The organism is Bacillus sp. B25(2016b) (assembly GCF_001679765.1).
Lineage (GTDB): Bacteria > Bacillota > Bacilli > Bacillales > Bacillaceae_G > Bacillus_A > Bacillus_A thuringiensis_K.
Genome location: NZ_CP016285.1, coordinates 4,031,897 through 4,048,616, shown reverse-complemented (window position 1 = coordinate 4,048,616; position 16,720 = coordinate 4,031,897). Strand labels below are relative to the sequence as shown.

Sequence of the window (16,720 nt, the reverse complement as noted above, 5' to 3'; positions counted from 1 at the left end):
AGGGTGTAGGAAATGACTGTACAAGAAATTTCACGAGTGATCGATGGCAAACGTGTTATTGTGAAGAAACCTGAACTGTTAATCCCTGCGGGTAACTTAGAAAAATTAAAAGTAGCTATCCATTACGGGGCAGATGCTGTATATTTAGGTGGACAAGAATTTGGTCTTCGTTCGAATGCAGGTAACTTTACGCTAGAAGAAATGGCAGAAGGCGTTGAGTTTGCAAAGAAGTATGGAGCAAAAATATACGTAACAACAAATATCTTTGCACATAATGAAAATATGGACGGGCTAGAGGAATATTTAAAAGGGATTGAAAAAGCTGGCGTAACGGGAATTATCGTTGCTGATCCGCTTATCATTGAGACTTGTAAACGCGTAGCGCCTTCTGTTGAGGTGCATTTAAGCACACAGCAATCACTATCCAACTGGAAAGCAGCACAGTATTGGAAAGAAGAAGGATTACATCGTCTTGTATTAGCTCGTGAAGCAAGCTATGAAGAAATGAAAGAAATTAAAGAAAAAGTGGATATTGAAATTGAAGCGTTCGTCCATGGTGCAATGTGTATCGCATATTCAGGAAGATGTACATTAAGTAACCATATGACAGCGCGTGATTCTAATCGTGGTGGTTGTTGCCAATCTTGCCGCTGGGATTATGATTTAGTTCAAACAGTATCACAACATAAAGATGCAAAAGAGCTTCCTCTATTCCAAGAAGGAGATGCTCACTTTGCGATGAGTCCAAAAGATTTAAATTTAATTTTATCAATTCCAAAAATGATTGAAATCGGAATCGATAGCTTAAAGGTAGAAGGACGTATGAAATCAATCCATTACGTAGCGACTGTAGCAACTGTATATCGTAAAGTAATTGATGCGTATTGTGCGGATCCAGATAACTTTGAGTTTAAACAAGAATGGTTAGATGAGCTTGATAAATGTGCAAATCGTGATACAGCTCCTGCATTCTTTGAAGGGGTTCCAGGACATCAAGAGCAAATGTTTGGAAATCATAGTAAGAAAACAACGTATGATTTTGCTGGTTTAGTGTTAGATTATAATGAAGAAACGGGCATCGTAACGATTGAGCAACGTAATCATTTTAAACCAGGACATGAAGTGGAGTTCTTTGGACCAGAAATAGAAAACTTTACGCAAACGGTGGAGAAAATTTGGGATGAGGATGGAAACGAATTAGATGCAGCGAGACATCCGTTGCAAATCGTGAAATTCAAAGTGGATCAACGAGTGTATGTGAATAATATGATGCGCAAAAGCATACTTCAATAAGAAAGAGTGATAGTCGAATGGGGACGAATAAGCCTGTTGTAATTGGAATTGCTGGTGGTTCGGGATCAGGTAAAACGAGTGTAACGAAAGCGATTTTTGACCATTTTAAAGGTCATTCTATTTTAATCTTAGAGCAAGATTATTATTACAAAGATCAAAGCCATTTACCAATGGAAGAGCGTTTAAAAACAAATTATGATCATCCGCTTGCGTTTGATAATGATCTGTTAATTGAACATTTGCAGCAGTTGCTTGCATATGAGCAAATTGATAAGCCTGTATATGACTATACATTGCATACGCGTTCAGAAGAAATTATTCCGGTTGAGCCGAAAGATGTAATTATTTTAGAAGGAATTCTTATTTTAGAAGACCCACGTCTTTGCGAGTTAATGGACATTAAATTATTCGTTGATACGGATGCTGACCTTCGTATTCTGCGCCGCATGCAACGTGATATTAAAGAGCGCGGTCGTACGATGGATTCAGTTATTGATCAGTACGTAAATGTTGTACGTCCAATGCACAATCAATTTATTGAGCCTTCTAAGAAATTTGCGGATATTATTATCCCTGAAGGTGGACAAAACCACGTTGCAATTGATATTATGGTGACAAAAATTGCAACAATTCTTGAACAAAAAGTAAATTTGTAATAGCATAGTAAAAGATGTACGGTAGGAAGGGATTTTTTCCCTTCTTATCGAATACAATGAAACATGCAACCTCATCTATATATAGGTGAGGGCATATTTATATCAACTTTCCATACATATCTTCTTTATATAAAGAAGAATTGGAAATACGGGGTTGTATGTGACAACTCCGCTAGTGCAAGGGTACTAGAAACCTCCGCTAACAATGGAAGCGGAGGAGTTTTCATATGGAACTCCTCTTTTTTTCAGGGGATTGGTATATAAAAGGAGTGGAAAATATGTCAACAGAAAAAACATACCCTATGACGCAAGAGGGTAAGCAAAAACTAGAGAACGAACTTGAGCAATTAAAAACAGTAAGACGTAAAGAAGTAGTAGAACGTATTAAAATCGCACGTAGCTTCGGGGATCTTTCTGAGAACTCTGAGTACGATGCAGCGAAAGATGAGCAAGCGTTCGTAGAAGGACGTATTACACAATTAGAAAATATGATTCGTAACGCAGTTATCATTAAAGATACTGGCGAAGTATCTACTGTTGTTACATTAGGTAAAACAGTAACATTTAAAGAATTACCAAACGGAGATGAAGAAGCGTATACAATCGTAGGTAGCGCGGAAGCTGATCCATTCGAAGGAAGAATTTCTAACGATTCTCCAATCGCAAAAAGCTTATTAGGTAAGCAAATTGGTGAGAAAGTAACAATCCAAACACCAGGCGGAGAAATGCAAGTAGAGATTGTCTCTGTAAAATAAAAAAAGATTCTCCTATCGGGAGAATCTTTTTTTTCTGTAGAATGAAAAAAATTGTGTAAACCTTAGAGTGATTCGACAAAAAATGTCAAAAAAACACTTTAAGATTTGATATCATAATTGGAGAATATAGGTTTTAAAAGGGAAAAGGGGCTAATTATGAAACATAAAATCTTTACAGGATTGGTGTGTAGTATATCCATATTAGGACTTGCTGCATGCGGAACGAATGAAGAAACTACATCATCAAAGGGAGAAAAAGTAAAGCAAGAAGAAAAAAAGGATATTAAAGCAACTGAGAGTTCAAAAACCTTAGAAAATCCACAAGATAAAAAGGAATTTAATGATTTTGATGTAGCGTATCAATTAGCTATTGTCATGAAAATATTTCAAGATGTAACGATTAAGTATGATTACGCAATTGGGAATCCAGATTATTTATTGCGAGATTCGATGGATCAAAAAACAATAGATGATATGAAGAATATGTTACAAGAACAGGCGAAGAATAATGATAAAATTTTAAAAGATGAAGTGAATCAAGCATATACATATTTAAAACAATCGAAAGTAAGTAATAAAGATGATATTCAAAAAATAATAGATGCACAAAATAATTATTTACATATTGTAGATAAGATGATTACTTGTATTGATTCTGTAACAGTTGAGAATGCAAAAGAAAAAAGAAATGAAATGGATAATCTTAGTAAGGATTATTTAAAAATAGCGGCTAATGTAACAACCACTGTAATTGAAGTTGCTAAAAACACTGGAGTGAATGAAACTGAATTTAGATCGCTTCTTATGAAATTTTTAGAGAAGCCAAAGAAACAATAATAGCCTTATATAATATCTGTTTTTGTTTTGGAGATTGTATAAATAAAATAGTACCTCGTCTAAACTACAATAGACGAGGTGTTTTTTATGAAAATAAAACGGAGAATTACAATTGTTTTAATTTGTTTTATGTGCGTTATGTTTGTATTGCTTTGTCGTTTAATCCAAATTCAAATTATAGATACAGAATCATTTACTGATCGCAAAATAAATTTAATTGAAAAAAGTGTTACGCAACGCACACAATCCATTACAGTAGACGATGGACGTGGGCAGTTTATAGATCGTAATGATAAAAAAATAGGTGAGGAAAAATATCCTGTTTTAATTATTTTTCCATTTTTACAAATAAAAAATGACATGTTAGAGAAAATCGCGCATATCATTGGTGTGTCGAGACAAGAGATTAGAAGACAAATGAAAAATAATAAAAATGCATTTACACTACAAGGAGAAACTGCTCCATTTCGAGTGACACGAGAGCAGATGGAGAAGGTAAATGAATTACATGTATTAGGTATTGTAGCAGCTGAAGTGCGATTAAAACAAACTGGAGAGATAAATCATTTAATTGGTGATGTAGGGGAGAACGAAAGGGAGTTTCAAAAGCGATATGGAGAATTGAAAAGAATCTCAAAACAAACGCCGATAGGTATTTCAGGATTACAGCAATCATTTGATGAATTTCTATTGACTGATGGAGAGGCAAAAGTATTATATCAAGTAGATCGGCAAGGAGAACCAATTTTCGGAAAGCAAGCGAAATACACTTCACCAGGAAATCCATTTTATCCAGTTAGGATTCAAACTACTTTACATAAAGAGTTGCAGCAAAAAGCAGAAGAAGTGATTGAAGCGAACGAAATAAAGAAGGGGGGACTAGTATTACTAGATGTAAAGACAAATGAAATATTAGCGATGGCTAGTAAGCCGTCTTTACAAGTAAGGGATGAGAATTTATATAAAACTACACTTGAAAATCAAATGTTAACGCCACATTTTCCAGGCTCTGTTTTTAAAACAGTAGTTGCAGCTGCAGTCATTGATCAAAAAGTAAATTTGTTTAATCGGACATTTAACTGTAATAAAGATTTATATGGTGAAAACGACCCGCAAGTTAGGATGGGTACACTTAACTTTAAAGAGAGCTTTGCTAGGAGTTGTAACAGGACATTTTCCGAGTTAGGTAACGAGCTATTACAAAAGGATAAGACGGTGCTAGAAACATACGTAGCAGCTTTAGGAGCAAATGAAAAGGTTGGATGGAAAGGTTCTGTATTTCATACACCTCATTTTGAGCAAATGCCAGAAGAAAAGGGTACTACTATTTGGGGGAATGAAGAAAATAAAAATAGTAAAAAAGCGGTAGAACAAACAGCAATTGGACAGAAAGATGTACGTATATCACCTCTAGCAATTGCAAATATGATGGCGACGATTGCGAGGAATGGAGAAAAGATGGAAGTGAAAGCAGTTGAAAAAATAGTATATAAAAATGGAGCGGATTTTTTTACATTTGAGAGCCATACGTTAAATGGAAAACAGCTTTCGTATGAAACAGTGAAAACATTACAAGAGTTATTAAGAGGCGTTGTAACAAGGGAGAAAGGAACAGGAACGGCATTCCGTTCGTTGCCACTAAGTGTCGCTGGAAAATCCGGGACAGCGCAAACAGGGAAAGGGACGAGGGTGAATCGCTGGTTTGCAGGTTATTTTCCGTATGAGAATCCAAGATATGCTTTAGTTGTTGTTGATCTAGAGACTGATAGCAAAGTGAATAAAGTTACACCTATTTTTAAAGATATGGTGGGAGCAATCTATCAATTGGAGAATGAAAAGTAATCTTGCAATTTATAGTGAAATGTCTTCATTTCATGAAAATATCATTGTAAATGTTCAACCTTTCTAGATTTAATGTTACAATAGCAATTAGGAAAAACTGCATGGAGGTTTGGAGAATGGCAGGAGGATCAAGATTCCAACAGAAACAACAAAAACGTCGTCAAAACGGTGTTTTAAATATTGCAATCGCTATTGTATTACTATTAGTAGCTATTGTAGCATATCAATTGTTCGTTCCTAGTACGAAAGAGCAAGCATCTTCTACTGATAAGAAAGTCTCTCAACAAACAACAAAGAATGAGAAAGCTGGAAAATCAGAAGATAAAGAATCTGCTAAGAAAAAAGAAAAAGAACAAGAGCAAGCAGAAGCTAAGCAAAAAGCTGAAGAAGAGAAGTTAAAGGCTGAAGAAGAACAGAAAAAAGCTGAAGAAGAAGCGAAAGCTAACGAGAAAGTATCAGCTGAAAAAACTGTATCCAAGGCAAAAGAGGCTTACACAAAACCTTCTTGGAAAGCTGTAGGAACAGAACAAGGTTCATCACCGGCGATGACGTTTAAACAGGGGTCATCAGATTGGAATGAGATGCAAAGTGCAATTGCTGCGGGTATTGAAGTACCGAAAGAGCAATTAGTATTCCATTTTGTTGGAAGAGACAAAACTGGAAAGAGCAAAGCTTATGGTGATGTTCAAGATAAGCAAAGTGGGAAAAGATATTATGTAAATATTGATTGGGTAGACAATGAGGGCTGGAAACCAGTACTTGTTCAAACTCTAAACTAAAAAAGAGAGGCTCCTTAGGAGCTTCTCTTTTTTGTTAACGCAATTTCTTTAATTTAAAATGAACAACCGCGCTATAATACGGTCTTTTGCTTTCAGGATCCATAACCATTTGATGTGAGATGTGATGAACTTCAAGCATAAGTGCTTTATTATTATCAATTTGTTCACTAATTTTTCGTTCTAAAGAAGCTAAGTCTCCCGCTTCAAAAAACTCTACTTTATCTTCTAACATTTCAAAGGTAAATGACATGAAGACGGCCCCTCTCCTATGTAATCAACTATAGTGTAACAAAGAAAAGAAGGAAATACCATGTACATTTCAATTGACATTTTTAGAAAGAGGGAATATCATACTGATAAAACCGATAAGAAAAAGGGGAATTTTTATGGGTACAGAATTTAATGGTTTATTTGATGAGTGGGCTCATACGTACGACTCATTTGTACAAGGCGAAGATATACAATATAAAGAAGTTTTCGCCCATTATGAGGACATTCTAGAGGATGTAGTTAACAAGTCATTTGGTAATGTATTAGAATTTGGTGTCGGTACAGGTAATTTAACAAATAAATTATTACTTGCTGGCCGCACAGTTTACGGTATAGAACCGTCGCGTGAAATGCGCATGATTGCAAAAGAGAAATTGCCAAAAGAATTTTCAATTACAGACGGTGATTTTCTTTCATTTGAAGTTCCAAATTCAATTGATACCATTGTAAGCACCTATGCATTTCATCATTTAACAGATGATGAAAAAAATGTAGCGATTGCGAAGTATAGTCAATTGCTAAACAAAGGTGGTAAAATAGTGTTTGCTGATACGATATTTGCAGATCAAGATGCATATGATAAAACTGTTGAAACAGCAAAACAAAGAGGTTTCCATCAGTTAGCAAACGATTTGCAAACGGAATACTATACACGTATTCCAGTTATGCAGACTATTTTTGAAAACAATGGCTTCCATGTAACGTTCACGAGATTAAATCATTTCGTTTGGGTAATGGAGGCAACTAAGCAATAGAAAGAGGGATTAGATTGAGAATTGCTGTAATTGGAGCAATGGAAGAAGAAGTACGTATTTTACGTGACAAATTAGAACAAGCAGAGACAGAAACGGTTGCAGGTTGTGAATTTACGAAAGGGCTATTAGCAGGGCATGAAGTAATCTTGTTAAAGTCTGGTATTGGTAAAGTAAATGCAGCGATGTCAACGACAATTTTATTAGAAAAATATAAGCCTGAAAAAGTAATTAATACTGGTTCAGCAGGTGGATTCCATCACTCTCTAAACGTTGGTGATGTAGTTATTTCCACTGAAGTTCGTCACCATGACGTAGATGTAACAGCATTTAACTATGAATATGGTCAAGTACCAGGAATGCCGCCTGGATTTAAAGCTGATGAGGCGTTAGTTGCATTAGCTGAGAAATGTATGCAGGCTGAAGAAAATATTCAAGTTGTAAAAGGTATGATTGCAACAGGTGATTCATTTATGAGTGATCCGAACCGCGTTGCAGCCATCCGTGATAAATTTGAAAATCTTTATGCGGTAGAAATGGAAGCAGCAGCTGTTGCACAAGTATGCCACCAATATGAAATTCCGTTTGTTATCATTCGCGCACTTTCTGATATTGCTGGTAAAGAATCAAATGTTTCATTTGATCAGTTTTTAGATCAAGCAGCTCTTCATTCTACAAACTTTATCGTAAAAGTGTTAGAAGAGTTAAAGTAATGTAACAAAAAGGCAACTGTCTCATATAAAGAAAATACATACAGTTGCCTTTTCTTTATTGGCAAACAAGGGGGAGAACACGATGAATGTATATCGTGGAGTTCATGAGTTAATTGGTCATACACCAATTGTAGAAATTACTCGTTTTCCACTTCCGAAAGGGGTCCGTTTATTTGCAAAGCTTGAATTTTATAACCCAGGCGGAAGCGTTAAGGATCGTTTAGGAAGAGAATTAATCGAAGATGCGCTAGAAAAAGGGCTTGTTACCCAAGGTGGAACAATTATTGAACCCACTGCTGGGAATACTGGTATTGGACTGGCACTTGCAGCATTAGAATATGATTTACGTGTTATCGTTTGTGTACCAGAGAAATTTAGTATTGAAAAACAAGAATTAATGAAAGCGCTAGGTGCAACGGTCGTGCACACACCGACTGAGCAAGGAATGACCGGTGCAATTGCAAAAGCAAAAGAGTTAGTAAATGAAATACCGAATTCATACTCTCCAAGTCAATTTGCAAATGAGGCAAATCCTCGTGCATATTTTAAAACATTAGGACCTGAATTGTGGGACGCATTGAATGGAGAGATTAACATATTTGTTGCTGGAGCAGGAACTGGCGGTACGTTTATGGGGACTGCATCTTATTTGAAAGAAAAAAATATAGATATTAAAACAGTTATCGTAGAGCCAGAAGGATCTATTTTAAATGGTGGTAAGGCTGGTTCACATGAGACCGAAGGAATTGGACTGGAATTTATCCCGCCATTTTTGAAGACATCTTATTTTGATGAAATTCATACGATTTCTGATCGAGATGCATTTTTACGAGTGAAAGAATTAGCGCAAAAAGAAGGACTTCTCGTTGGGAGCTCTTCAGGAGCAGCATTTCATGCGAGCTTACTGGAGGCAGAGAAGGCACCACCAGGTACAAATATTGTAACCATTTTTCCTGATAGCAGTGAGCGCTATTTAAGTAAAGACATATACAAAGGATGGGAATAAAAAATGAGAGCAAAGACAAAGTTAATTCATGGTATTCGCATAGGAGAACCTTCAACTGGATCTGTAAACGTACCGATTTATCAAACAAGTACGTACAAACAAGAAGCAGTTGGTAAGCATCAAGGATATGAATATTCACGTACAGGTAACCCAACACGTGCAGCTTTAGAAGAAATGATTGCTGTATTAGAAAACGGGCATGCTGGATTTGCATTTGGTTCAGGAATGGCTGCTATTACAGCGACAATTATGTTGTTCTCAAAAGGTGACCACGTTATTTTAACAGATGATGTTTATGGTGGAACATACCGCGTTATTACGAAAGTATTAAACCGTTTCGGTATTGAGCATACATTTGTAGATACAACAAACTTAGAGGAAGTTGAAGAAGCAATTCGTCCAAATACGAAAGCAATTTATGTGGAAACACCAACGAACCCACTACTAAAAATTACTGATATTAAGAAAATATCTACTCTTGCTAAAGAGAAAGACCTATTAACAATTATTGATAACACATTCATGACGCCATATTGGCAGTCGCCGATTTCTTTAGGAGCAGATATTGTGCTTCATAGTGCAACGAAATATTTAGGAGGTCATAGTGACGTAGTTGCAGGTTTAGTAGTTGTAAATAGCCCACAACTAGCAGAAGATCTTCATTTTGTACAAAACTCAACAGGAGGTATTCTTGGGCCACAAGATAGCTTCTTACTACTTCGCGGTTTAAAAACATTAGGAATTCGTATGGAAGAACATGAAACGAATTCACGTGCTATTGCTGAGTTCTTAAATAATCATCCAAAAGTAAATAAAGTATATTACCCAGGTCTTGAATCACATCAAAATCACGAATTAGCAACAGAACAAGCAAACGGATTTGGTGCTATTATCTCATTTGATGTAGATAGTGAAGAAACATTAAATAAAGTACTTGAGAAACTACAATACTTTACACTTGCTGAAAGCTTAGGAGCGGTAGAAAGTTTAATTTCTATTCCATCTCAAATGACACATGCATCAATCCCAGCGGATCGCCGCAAAGAATTAGGAATTACAGATACATTAATTCGTATTTCTGTCGGTATTGAAGATGGTGAAGATTTAATTGAAGATTTAGCACAAGCGCTAGCATAATACAAAATGCACTGCTAATATTAGCAGTGTATTTTGTATTATGTTATTTTGTGAAACATTTCACAAAATAGACATACACAAACGAAATGATTTCGTGTATATTGAATTCAGGAAATGTTACTCACAAATAAACTTGTGAAATATTTCACAAACAATGAAATTCATGTAGGAAAGCATCTCTATTTTTTTGTGTTAATTGGGACTTATTTTGACCTACAGGGACATATAAGGACCGTAATAGTAGAATAGGAGGAAATTCACATGGTAGTCAAAGAGAAAGTTGTAAATGAAATGCAGGAAGTAAAAAAGATGATTGATACGCTAGTAAATAATGGTCAACAAGCTTTACAAGCATTAGAAAGTTTTACACAAGAAGAAATTGACAACATTGTTCATGAAATGGCATTAGCAGGTGTTGATCAACATATGCCGCTAGCAAAATTGGCAGTTGAAGAAACTGGCCGTGGTGTATATGAAGACAAATGCATTAAAAATATTTTTGCCACTGAATATATTTGGCATAGTATAAAGCAAGATAAAACGGTAGGGATTATTCACGAAGATCCTCATGAAGAAATAATAGAAATCGCGGAACCTGTCGGTGTAGTAGCTGGAGTAACACCAGTAACGAATCCAACGTCGACAACAATGTTTAAAGCGTTAATTGCGATAAAAACAAGAAATCCAATTATTTTCGCATTTCATCCTTCCGCACAAAAATGTTCTGTGGCAGCAGCGAAAACCGTATATGATGCAGCGATGAAAGCTGGTGCCCCAAAACACTGTATTCAATGGATTGAAAGACCGTCTGTTGAAGCGACGAAACAATTGATGAACCATGATGGTGTAGCACTCGTTCTAGCAACTGGAGGCGCTGGTATGGTGAAATCAGCTTACTCTACTGGAAAACCAGCGTTAGGCGTTGGTCCTGGTAATGTACCGTGTTATATAGAAAAATCAGCACATGTAAAACGAGCTGTTAATGATTTAATTTTATCAAAAACATTTGATAACGGTATGATTTGTGCATCGGAACAAGCAATCATTGTCGATAAAGAAATTTATGATGATGTTAAAACAGAAATGATTGAAAACAGTTGTTACTTTGTAACAGAAGAAGAAAGAAAAAAATTAGAAAAGCTCGTTATAAATGAAAATACATGTGCAGTAAATAGTGATATTGTAGGGAAATCAGCACAGTATATTGCCGGTTTAGTTGGGATCACTGTTCCTGGACATACAAAAATGCTTGTAGCTGAAATTCAAGGTATCGGAGCAGCATATCCGTTATCCCGTGAGAAACTGAGTCCAGTATTAGCTTGTGTGAAGGCAAATTCATTAGAAGAAGGATTTACATATTGCGAAGAAATGTTGAACCTCGGTGGTTTAGGACATTCAGCAGTTATCCATTCTACAAATAAAGATGTGCAAAAGCAATTTGGGTTACGTATGAAAGCTTGCCGTCTCATTGTAAATGCACCTTCATCACAAGGTGGAATAGGGGATATATATAATGGATTTATTCCATCACTTACACTTGGTTGTGGTTCATACGGAAAGAATTCAGTTTCCCAAAATGTAACAGCGACTCATTTATTAAATATAAAAAGGCTGGCAAATAGAAAAAAGAATATGCAGTGGTTCAAACTGCCACCAAAAATTTATTTTGAAAAACATGCTACAGCTTATTTAGCAAATATGCCTAACATTTCACGTGCATTTATTGTAACGGACCCCGGAATGGTTGAACATGGCTATGTCGATACAGTCGCGCACTATTTAAACAAGCATGCAAATGATGTGAAAGTTGAAGTTTTCTTTGAGGTCGAAACAGATCCATCAGATGAAACTGTTTTCAAAGGTGCGGAAATGATGAAAAGCTTTAAGCCAGATGTAATTATCGCACTTGGTGGTGGTTCAGCTATGGATGCAGCAAAAGGAATGTGGTTATTCTATGAGCATCCAGAAACGACATTCTATGGCATTAAACAGAAATTTTTAGATATAAGAAAACGTACATGTAAATATCCGGAATTAGGAAATAAGGCGCAGTTTGTTGCGATTCCAACGACATCAGGAACGGGATCAGAAGTGACACCATTTGCGGTTATTACAGATAAGAAAAATAATATAAAGTATCCGCTCGCAGATTATGAATTAACACCAGATGTAGCAATTGTTGATCCACAATTTGTAATGACAGTACCACCAAATGTAACAGCAGATACTGGTATGGATGTTTTAACACATGCAATTGAGGCGTATGTGTCTGTTATGGCAAATGACTATACAGATGGATTAGCATTAAAAGCTATTGATCTCGTATTCAAATATTTACCGAGAGCATATAAAGATGGAAATGATGAAGAAGCAAGAGAAAAAATGCATAACGCTTCTGCAATTGCAGGGATGGCATTTGCAAATGCTTTCCTCGGTATTAATCACAGCTTAGCACATAAGATTGGACCAGAATTCCATATTCCGCACGGACGCGCAAATGCCATTCTAATGCCGCACGTAGTCCGCTATAATGCTATTAAGCCAAGAAAACACGCATTGTTCCCAAAATATGAGCACTTTGTGGCAGATGAAAGATATGCACATATAGCGAGAATGCTCGGGCTTCCAGCAAGTTCGGTAGCAGAAGGGGTGGAATCACTCGTCCAAGCAATTATTGAGCTTGGAAAAAGCTTAAATATTAATATGAGTATTGCGGGACAAGGAGTCGATAAAGAGCAATTTGAAGAGGTTGTTGGAGTATTAGCAGAAAGAGCTTTTGAAGATCAATGTACAACTGCTAATCCAAAGTTACCGCTTATTTCAGAGCTGAAAGAAATTTATATGGAAGCATATAAAGGTGAATAATGATAAAAAAAGAGCCGCAGTAAAAGCGGCTCTTTTTTTATTGGAAAACATCTCCCAGAATGGCTGTATTTACTGGTCTTTCAGTTTCATAGAATATGATACAGTGAAATGGAGGAGTGAGAATATAATGAAAGAATTAAAAGGAAAAATAGAAGATTATACTCGGTTTGGACAAATGCTTCTCGCTGTAAGTACATTGTTAATGGTTGGCTTATTGATTCCGAGTGGAGCAAAAGAGACAATCCAATTTTTTGTTATGATGGGGAGCATCGTTATATTTTTAAGTTTATCGTTCTTTTTCTTTCAGCGTGTGAAAGTGATGCGTGAACAGCTAGAGGAAAATGAATGTGAATAATATTGTTAACTAGAGCGCGGCGAAAAGAAAAAATCTTTTTGTCACGCTTTTTGTTTTTTGTAGAAAAATGTATGCGTTTCGTGTTGACAATGATAATCCTTATCAATTAAAGTAGAATAGTGGTTAATGATTATCATTATCAATTAGAGGTGAAGAAATGAAAAAATCTATTACGCTATTTACAGCGATTTTATCTATTTTTTTCTTGTTAATAGGTTGCAGTGCCAAAGGGGACGGAAAAGCGTCTGCAACCAAAACAGAAAAAGGAAAAAAGAAAATCGAAATTACCGACCTATCAGGAAGAAAGGTAACATTCGATAAAGTGCCAGAAAGTTTTGCAACATTAAGTATGGGAGACATGGATATTATTCATGCTTTAGGTGGAAACATAGTAGGTCGCCCAGATACGAAATTAACTCTTCCAGAGGAGTTAAAGAAAGCACAAGTAATTGGGAATGCACATCAACCGAACTTTGAGCAAATTGCTAGTTTAAAGCCCGATGTACTTGTTGCTAACAATGGATTCCAAAAGAATGTGCCAACGGTTGAAGGACAAGGAACGCAAGTTATCATTTCTTCTGCGAATTCTGTACAAGATATTCAAAAAAATATTGAATTATATGGAATGGTAATGAAGAAAGAAGATAAAGCAAAAGAAATTAATCAAAAAATGAATGATCAAATGAAGAAATATGAGAAAAAGAGCGATGTGAAAGCCTTGCTAGTGTATGGCGCACCAGGAACTTATTTAGCGGCATTACCAACATCTTTATCAGGTGATATTTTAGAAAAAACAGGCGGAAAAAATATTGCTTCTGATTTTCCAGAAACGAAAGAATACCCGCAATATGCACAGCTAAGTGTAGAACGTATTATTGAGGCGAATCCAGATGTGATTTATTTAATTACACACGGAGATCCAAAAAGTGTGAAAAAAGCATTCGAAGGCGAAATGATGAAAAATGAAGCGTGGAAAAATTTAGAGGCAGTAAAACAAAACCGCGTAGTTATTTTGCCACCTGATTTATTTGGATCTAATCCTGGTACAAAAGTTACAGAAGCAATGGACTTTATGTATAAAAGTATACAAGATGTAAGGAAATGATACGTATGGAAAGTAGTGAAGTAGTAAGAGAAAAGGAACATCCTTTTGCGAAAAAAAGATGGATAATAGCAGTTACTTTAGTTGTATTAACAATCCTAGGTCTCTTTTACGGTCTTTTCGCAGGAAGTTTATCCTTTTCTGTACGAGATATTTTAACAGGTATACAAGATGAAGGTTCGACAGTTCATCGAATTGTATGGGATCTTCGCATACCGAGAGTGCTCATTGGGTTTATAGTAGGAACATGTTTAGCTGCATCTGGTACACTGCTACAAGGAGTTATGAGAAACCCTCTTGCAGATCCTGGTATTATCGGAGTTTCATCTGGAGCAGGCCTTGTAGCAATTGTCATCATGATTTTATTCCCACAGCATCTAGCTTTTTTACCACTAGGGGCGTTTTTAGGAGCTTTCATAACAGCGATGGTTATTTATGCTTTATCATGGCAAAAAGGGGCACCACCTTCAAGAATCGTCTTAGTAGGGGTGTCGATCAATGCATTAATTGGTGCAGCAACGTCAGCATTAATGTTATTACATAGTGACAAAGTACAATCGGTGTTACCGTGGCTAGCGGGCGGTATTGGTGGTGTAAGTTGGGCACATTTAAACATGATTATTTATTATGCAATATTCGCCATTATATTAGCTTTCTTTGGTATTAAGCATATTCGAGTGTTAATGCTTGGAGATGAAATGGCAAAGTTATTAGGACATAATGTGGAAAAAAGTCGGTTTTATTTAATCGTAGTAAGTACATTATTAGCTGGAATTGCAGTAAGTGTGTCTGGTCTTATTGGATTTGTCGGTCTTGTCGTACCACATATGCTACGTTTATTAGTTGGAAATGATTATAGATATTTGCTACCTTTATCATGCCTTGGCGGCGGGGTATTACTTGTTTTTGCGGATGCAATAGCTCGAAGTTGGTTTGACCCAATCGAATTGCCTGTTGGTATTTTACTGTCCTTCTTAGGTGGTCCGTTCTTCTTATATTTAATTCATAGAGGAGGAAAACAAAGTGATTTCCGTTAACAAAGTGTTTTACGCACACTCTGAAAGATTTCAAATGCAAAATATGAATGTACATATTAAGGCTGGAGAAATCGTTAGTTTAATTGGTCCGAATGGATCGGGAAAATCTACTTTGCTTCGTTTAATAGCAAGGCTACTGAAACAAAGCGAAGGGGACATCATTTTAGATGGGAAAAATATTCATATGATGAAGAGTGCTGATGTAGCGAAGCAATTAGCAATGTTACCACAAATGCATGATCATCAATTAGATTTAACAGTGAAAGAACTAATTGAGTTCGGAAGAGGTCCACATAAATCATGGAGTAGCCGCTTAAATAAAGAAGATGAAGAAATTGTTGATTGGGCATTGTCTGTTACAAATCTTGAAGGGTATGAATATCGTCTTTTACATTCTTTATCAGGAGGGGAACGGCAACGTGCTTGGATTGCGATGACGCTAGCGCAACGTACAAATGTCTTATTATTGGATGAACCAACAACCTTTTTAGATATCGTTCACCAGTTGGAAGTAATGGAACTTGTGAAACGATTAAATGAGGAGTTTGGAATGACAATTATAATGGTTTTACATGACATTAACCAAGCTGCTCAATATAGCGATCGTTTACTTGTATTAAAGCGAGGAAAAATTCAGTATGATGGTATACCAGAAGAAGTACTATGCCATGAAATGTTTCAACATGTATTTGGCATAGATGTAGATATTTTTCAGGGAAGTGACAAGCCTTTTTTTACACCGAAACGAATTTTTAAAAGGGGAGAAGAGCGATGCAAACAGAAGAGCGTATTACCACTGAATTAGTAAGAGAATTTGTTATGGCAGCTCACGGGGATTTAGAGAAAGTACAAGAGCTATTGGTTGAATCACCAAGCTTACTTCACGCCTCTTATAATTGGGGTGGATCAGATTGGGAAAGTGCGTTAGGCGCATCGGCACATGTAGGTCGTAAAGATATTGCTCTTTATTTACTAGAAAAGGGTGCTCGTATGGATATTTTCGCGGCAGCTATGCTTGGGGAATTAGAAGTCGTACAAGCTATTTTAGTAGCTCAACCAGAAGCATTACGTGCATCTGGTCCTCATGGTATTTCTCTTCTTCAGCATGCACGAATGGGTGGAGAGAAAGCTAAGCGTGTATATGATTATTTAGCAATACTATCTTAATGAACGAAGGAAGTTCTTATGTGCGGTAAACTTTTCACTTGAAACAATTGGAAAGTTTACCGCCCGTTAGAACGGGATAAGTATCTAGTATATTTGAACATCCTACACCCCCCTCAATTGTAGTTTTCTTTATGCTAGTTATGATATGGATGCA

The 16,720-nt window shown here is 36.2% G+C and carries 17 protein-coding genes; 16 read left to right on the top strand and 1 reads right to left on the bottom strand.

Annotated elements, in window-relative coordinates; translation table 11 throughout:
• Positions 1-12: 12 nt before the first annotated feature.
• The 6 genes from BAQ53_RS20700 to BAQ53_RS20675 all read left to right on the top strand — a co-directional run bounded on the left by BAQ53_RS20700 (position 13) and on the right by BAQ53_RS20675 (position 6,162).
• Positions 13-1,293 (top strand): peptidase U32 family protein, encoded by a 1,281-nt coding sequence (locus BAQ53_RS20700; RefSeq protein WP_000217974.1) that lies wholly within the window; start codon positions 13-15, stop codon positions 1,291-1,293.
• A 17-nt stretch (positions 1,294-1,310) separates the two neighbouring features.
• Positions 1,311-1,949, top strand: a complete 639-nt coding sequence (gene udk / locus BAQ53_RS20695; RefSeq protein WP_000537078.1) for a uridine kinase — start codon at positions 1,311-1,313, stop codon at positions 1,947-1,949.
• Between the two features lie 278 nt (positions 1,950-2,227).
• A complete protein-coding gene (gene greA, locus BAQ53_RS20690; protein WP_000102591.1) occupies positions 2,228-2,704 on the top strand; it encodes a transcription elongation factor GreA in 477 nt (158 codons plus the stop codon).
• A 156-nt stretch (positions 2,705-2,860) separates the two neighbouring features.
• Positions 2,861-3,541, top strand: coding sequence for a hypothetical protein (locus BAQ53_RS20685; RefSeq protein WP_000680879.1), 681 nt, complete (start codon positions 2,861-2,863; stop codon positions 3,539-3,541).
• 87 nt (positions 3,542-3,628) lie between these two features.
• Positions 3,629-5,383, top strand: coding sequence for a peptidoglycan D,D-transpeptidase FtsI family protein (locus BAQ53_RS20680; protein WP_208906204.1), 1,755 nt, complete (start codon positions 3,629-3,631; stop codon positions 5,381-5,383).
• Between the two features lie 116 nt (positions 5,384-5,499).
• Positions 5,500-6,162 carry a YrrS family protein gene (locus BAQ53_RS20675; protein ID WP_000897101.1) on the top strand — a complete coding sequence of 221 codons (663 nt, stop codon included), beginning with the start codon at positions 5,500-5,502 and terminating at the stop codon, positions 6,160-6,162.
• 34 nt (positions 6,163-6,196) lie between these two features.
• On the opposite strand, the gene BAQ53_RS20670 is transcribed toward BAQ53_RS20675, so the two are convergent.
• The gene (locus BAQ53_RS20670) at positions 6,197-6,412 is read right to left on the bottom strand and encodes a YrzA family protein (RefSeq protein WP_000010984.1); all 216 of its coding nucleotides are present in this window, start codon (positions 6,410-6,412) and stop codon (positions 6,197-6,199) included.
• A 136-nt stretch (positions 6,413-6,548) separates the two neighbouring features.
• Here BAQ53_RS20670 and BAQ53_RS20665 point away from each other — a divergent pair, with 136 nt between their 5' ends.
• From BAQ53_RS20665 to BAQ53_RS20620, 10 genes are all read left to right on the top strand, one after another.
• The gene (locus BAQ53_RS20665; RefSeq protein WP_000536315.1) at positions 6,549-7,187 is read left to right on the top strand and encodes a class I SAM-dependent methyltransferase; all 639 of its coding nucleotides are present in this window, start codon (positions 6,549-6,551) and stop codon (positions 7,185-7,187) included.
• A 14-nt stretch (positions 7,188-7,201) separates the two neighbouring features.
• Positions 7,202-7,897 (top strand): 5'-methylthioadenosine/S-adenosylhomocysteine nucleosidase, encoded by a 696-nt coding sequence (gene mtnN / locus BAQ53_RS20660; protein WP_001217024.1) that lies wholly within the window; start codon positions 7,202-7,204, stop codon positions 7,895-7,897.
• Between the two features lie 82 nt (positions 7,898-7,979).
• Entirely contained in the window at positions 7,980-8,903 is a 924-nt protein-coding gene (locus tag BAQ53_RS20655) for an O-acetylserine dependent cystathionine beta-synthase (RefSeq protein WP_001103851.1), read from the top strand.
• A gap of 3 nt (positions 8,904-8,906) precedes the next feature.
• On the top strand, positions 8,907-10,040 hold the full coding sequence (locus BAQ53_RS20650; RefSeq protein ID WP_001201908.1) for a bifunctional cystathionine gamma-lyase/homocysteine desulfhydrase: 1,134 nt from the start codon (positions 8,907-8,909) through the stop codon (positions 10,038-10,040).
• A 261-nt stretch (positions 10,041-10,301) separates the two neighbouring features.
• Positions 10,302-12,905: a bifunctional acetaldehyde-CoA/alcohol dehydrogenase gene (gene adhE, locus BAQ53_RS20645; protein ID WP_000260504.1), complete on the top strand. Its 2,604-nt coding sequence runs from the start codon at positions 10,302-10,304 to the stop codon at positions 12,903-12,905.
• A gap of 127 nt (positions 12,906-13,032) precedes the next feature.
• Positions 13,033-13,260: a YrhC family protein gene (locus BAQ53_RS20640; protein WP_000661266.1), complete on the top strand. Its 228-nt coding sequence runs from the start codon at positions 13,033-13,035 to the stop codon at positions 13,258-13,260.
• A 157-nt stretch (positions 13,261-13,417) separates the two neighbouring features.
• On the top strand, positions 13,418-14,365 hold the full coding sequence (locus BAQ53_RS20635; RefSeq protein ID WP_000748477.1) for an ABC transporter substrate-binding protein: 948 nt from the start codon (positions 13,418-13,420) through the stop codon (positions 14,363-14,365).
• A gap of 5 nt (positions 14,366-14,370) precedes the next feature.
• Entirely contained in the window at positions 14,371-15,399 is a 1,029-nt protein-coding gene (locus BAQ53_RS20630) for a FecCD family ABC transporter permease (protein WP_002000971.1), read from the top strand.
• The gene (locus BAQ53_RS20625) at positions 15,386-16,204 is read left to right on the top strand and encodes an ABC transporter ATP-binding protein (protein WP_000626529.1); all 819 of its coding nucleotides are present in this window, start codon (positions 15,386-15,388) and stop codon (positions 16,202-16,204) included. The genes BAQ53_RS20630 and BAQ53_RS20625 overlap by 14 nt, the downstream gene beginning before the upstream one ends.
• Positions 16,171-16,566, top strand: coding sequence for an ankyrin repeat domain-containing protein (locus BAQ53_RS20620; RefSeq protein WP_001192765.1), 396 nt, complete (start codon positions 16,171-16,173; stop codon positions 16,564-16,566). The genes BAQ53_RS20625 and BAQ53_RS20620 overlap by 34 nt, the downstream gene beginning before the upstream one ends.
• Positions 16,567-16,720: the final 154 nt, after the last annotated feature.

Coding starts and splice junctions, on each gene's coding strand:
- BAQ53_RS20700 (WP_000217974.1), top strand. CDS start 13: ATGACTGTACAAGAAATTTCACGAGTGATCGATGGCAAACGTGTTATT.
- udk (WP_000537078.1), top strand. CDS start 1,311: ATGGGGACGAATAAGCCTGTTGTAATTGGAATTGCTGGTGGTTCGGGA.
- greA (WP_000102591.1), top strand. CDS start 2,228: ATGTCAACAGAAAAAACATACCCTATGACGCAAGAGGGTAAGCAAAAA.
- BAQ53_RS20685 (WP_000680879.1), top strand. CDS start 2,861: ATGAAACATAAAATCTTTACAGGATTGGTGTGTAGTATATCCATATTA.
- BAQ53_RS20680 (WP_208906204.1), top strand. CDS start 3,629: ATGAAAATAAAACGGAGAATTACAATTGTTTTAATTTGTTTTATGTGC.
- BAQ53_RS20675 (WP_000897101.1), top strand. CDS start 5,500: ATGGCAGGAGGATCAAGATTCCAACAGAAACAACAAAAACGTCGTCAA.
- BAQ53_RS20670 (WP_000010984.1), bottom strand. CDS start 6,412: ATGTCATTTACCTTTGAAATGTTAGAAGATAAAGTAGAGTTTTTTGAA.
- BAQ53_RS20665 (WP_000536315.1), top strand. CDS start 6,549: ATGGGTACAGAATTTAATGGTTTATTTGATGAGTGGGCTCATACGTAC.
- BAQ53_RS20655 (WP_001103851.1), top strand. CDS start 7,980: ATGAATGTATATCGTGGAGTTCATGAGTTAATTGGTCATACACCAATT.
- BAQ53_RS20650 (WP_001201908.1), top strand. CDS start 8,907: ATGAGAGCAAAGACAAAGTTAATTCATGGTATTCGCATAGGAGAACCT.
- adhE (WP_000260504.1), top strand. CDS start 10,302: ATGGTAGTCAAAGAGAAAGTTGTAAATGAAATGCAGGAAGTAAAAAAG.
- BAQ53_RS20640 (WP_000661266.1), top strand. CDS start 13,033: ATGAAAGAATTAAAAGGAAAAATAGAAGATTATACTCGGTTTGGACAA.
- BAQ53_RS20635 (WP_000748477.1), top strand. CDS start 13,418: ATGAAAAAATCTATTACGCTATTTACAGCGATTTTATCTATTTTTTTC.
- BAQ53_RS20630 (WP_002000971.1), top strand. CDS start 14,371: ATGGAAAGTAGTGAAGTAGTAAGAGAAAAGGAACATCCTTTTGCGAAA.
- BAQ53_RS20620 (WP_001192765.1), top strand. CDS start 16,171: ATGCAAACAGAAGAGCGTATTACCACTGAATTAGTAAGAGAATTTGTT.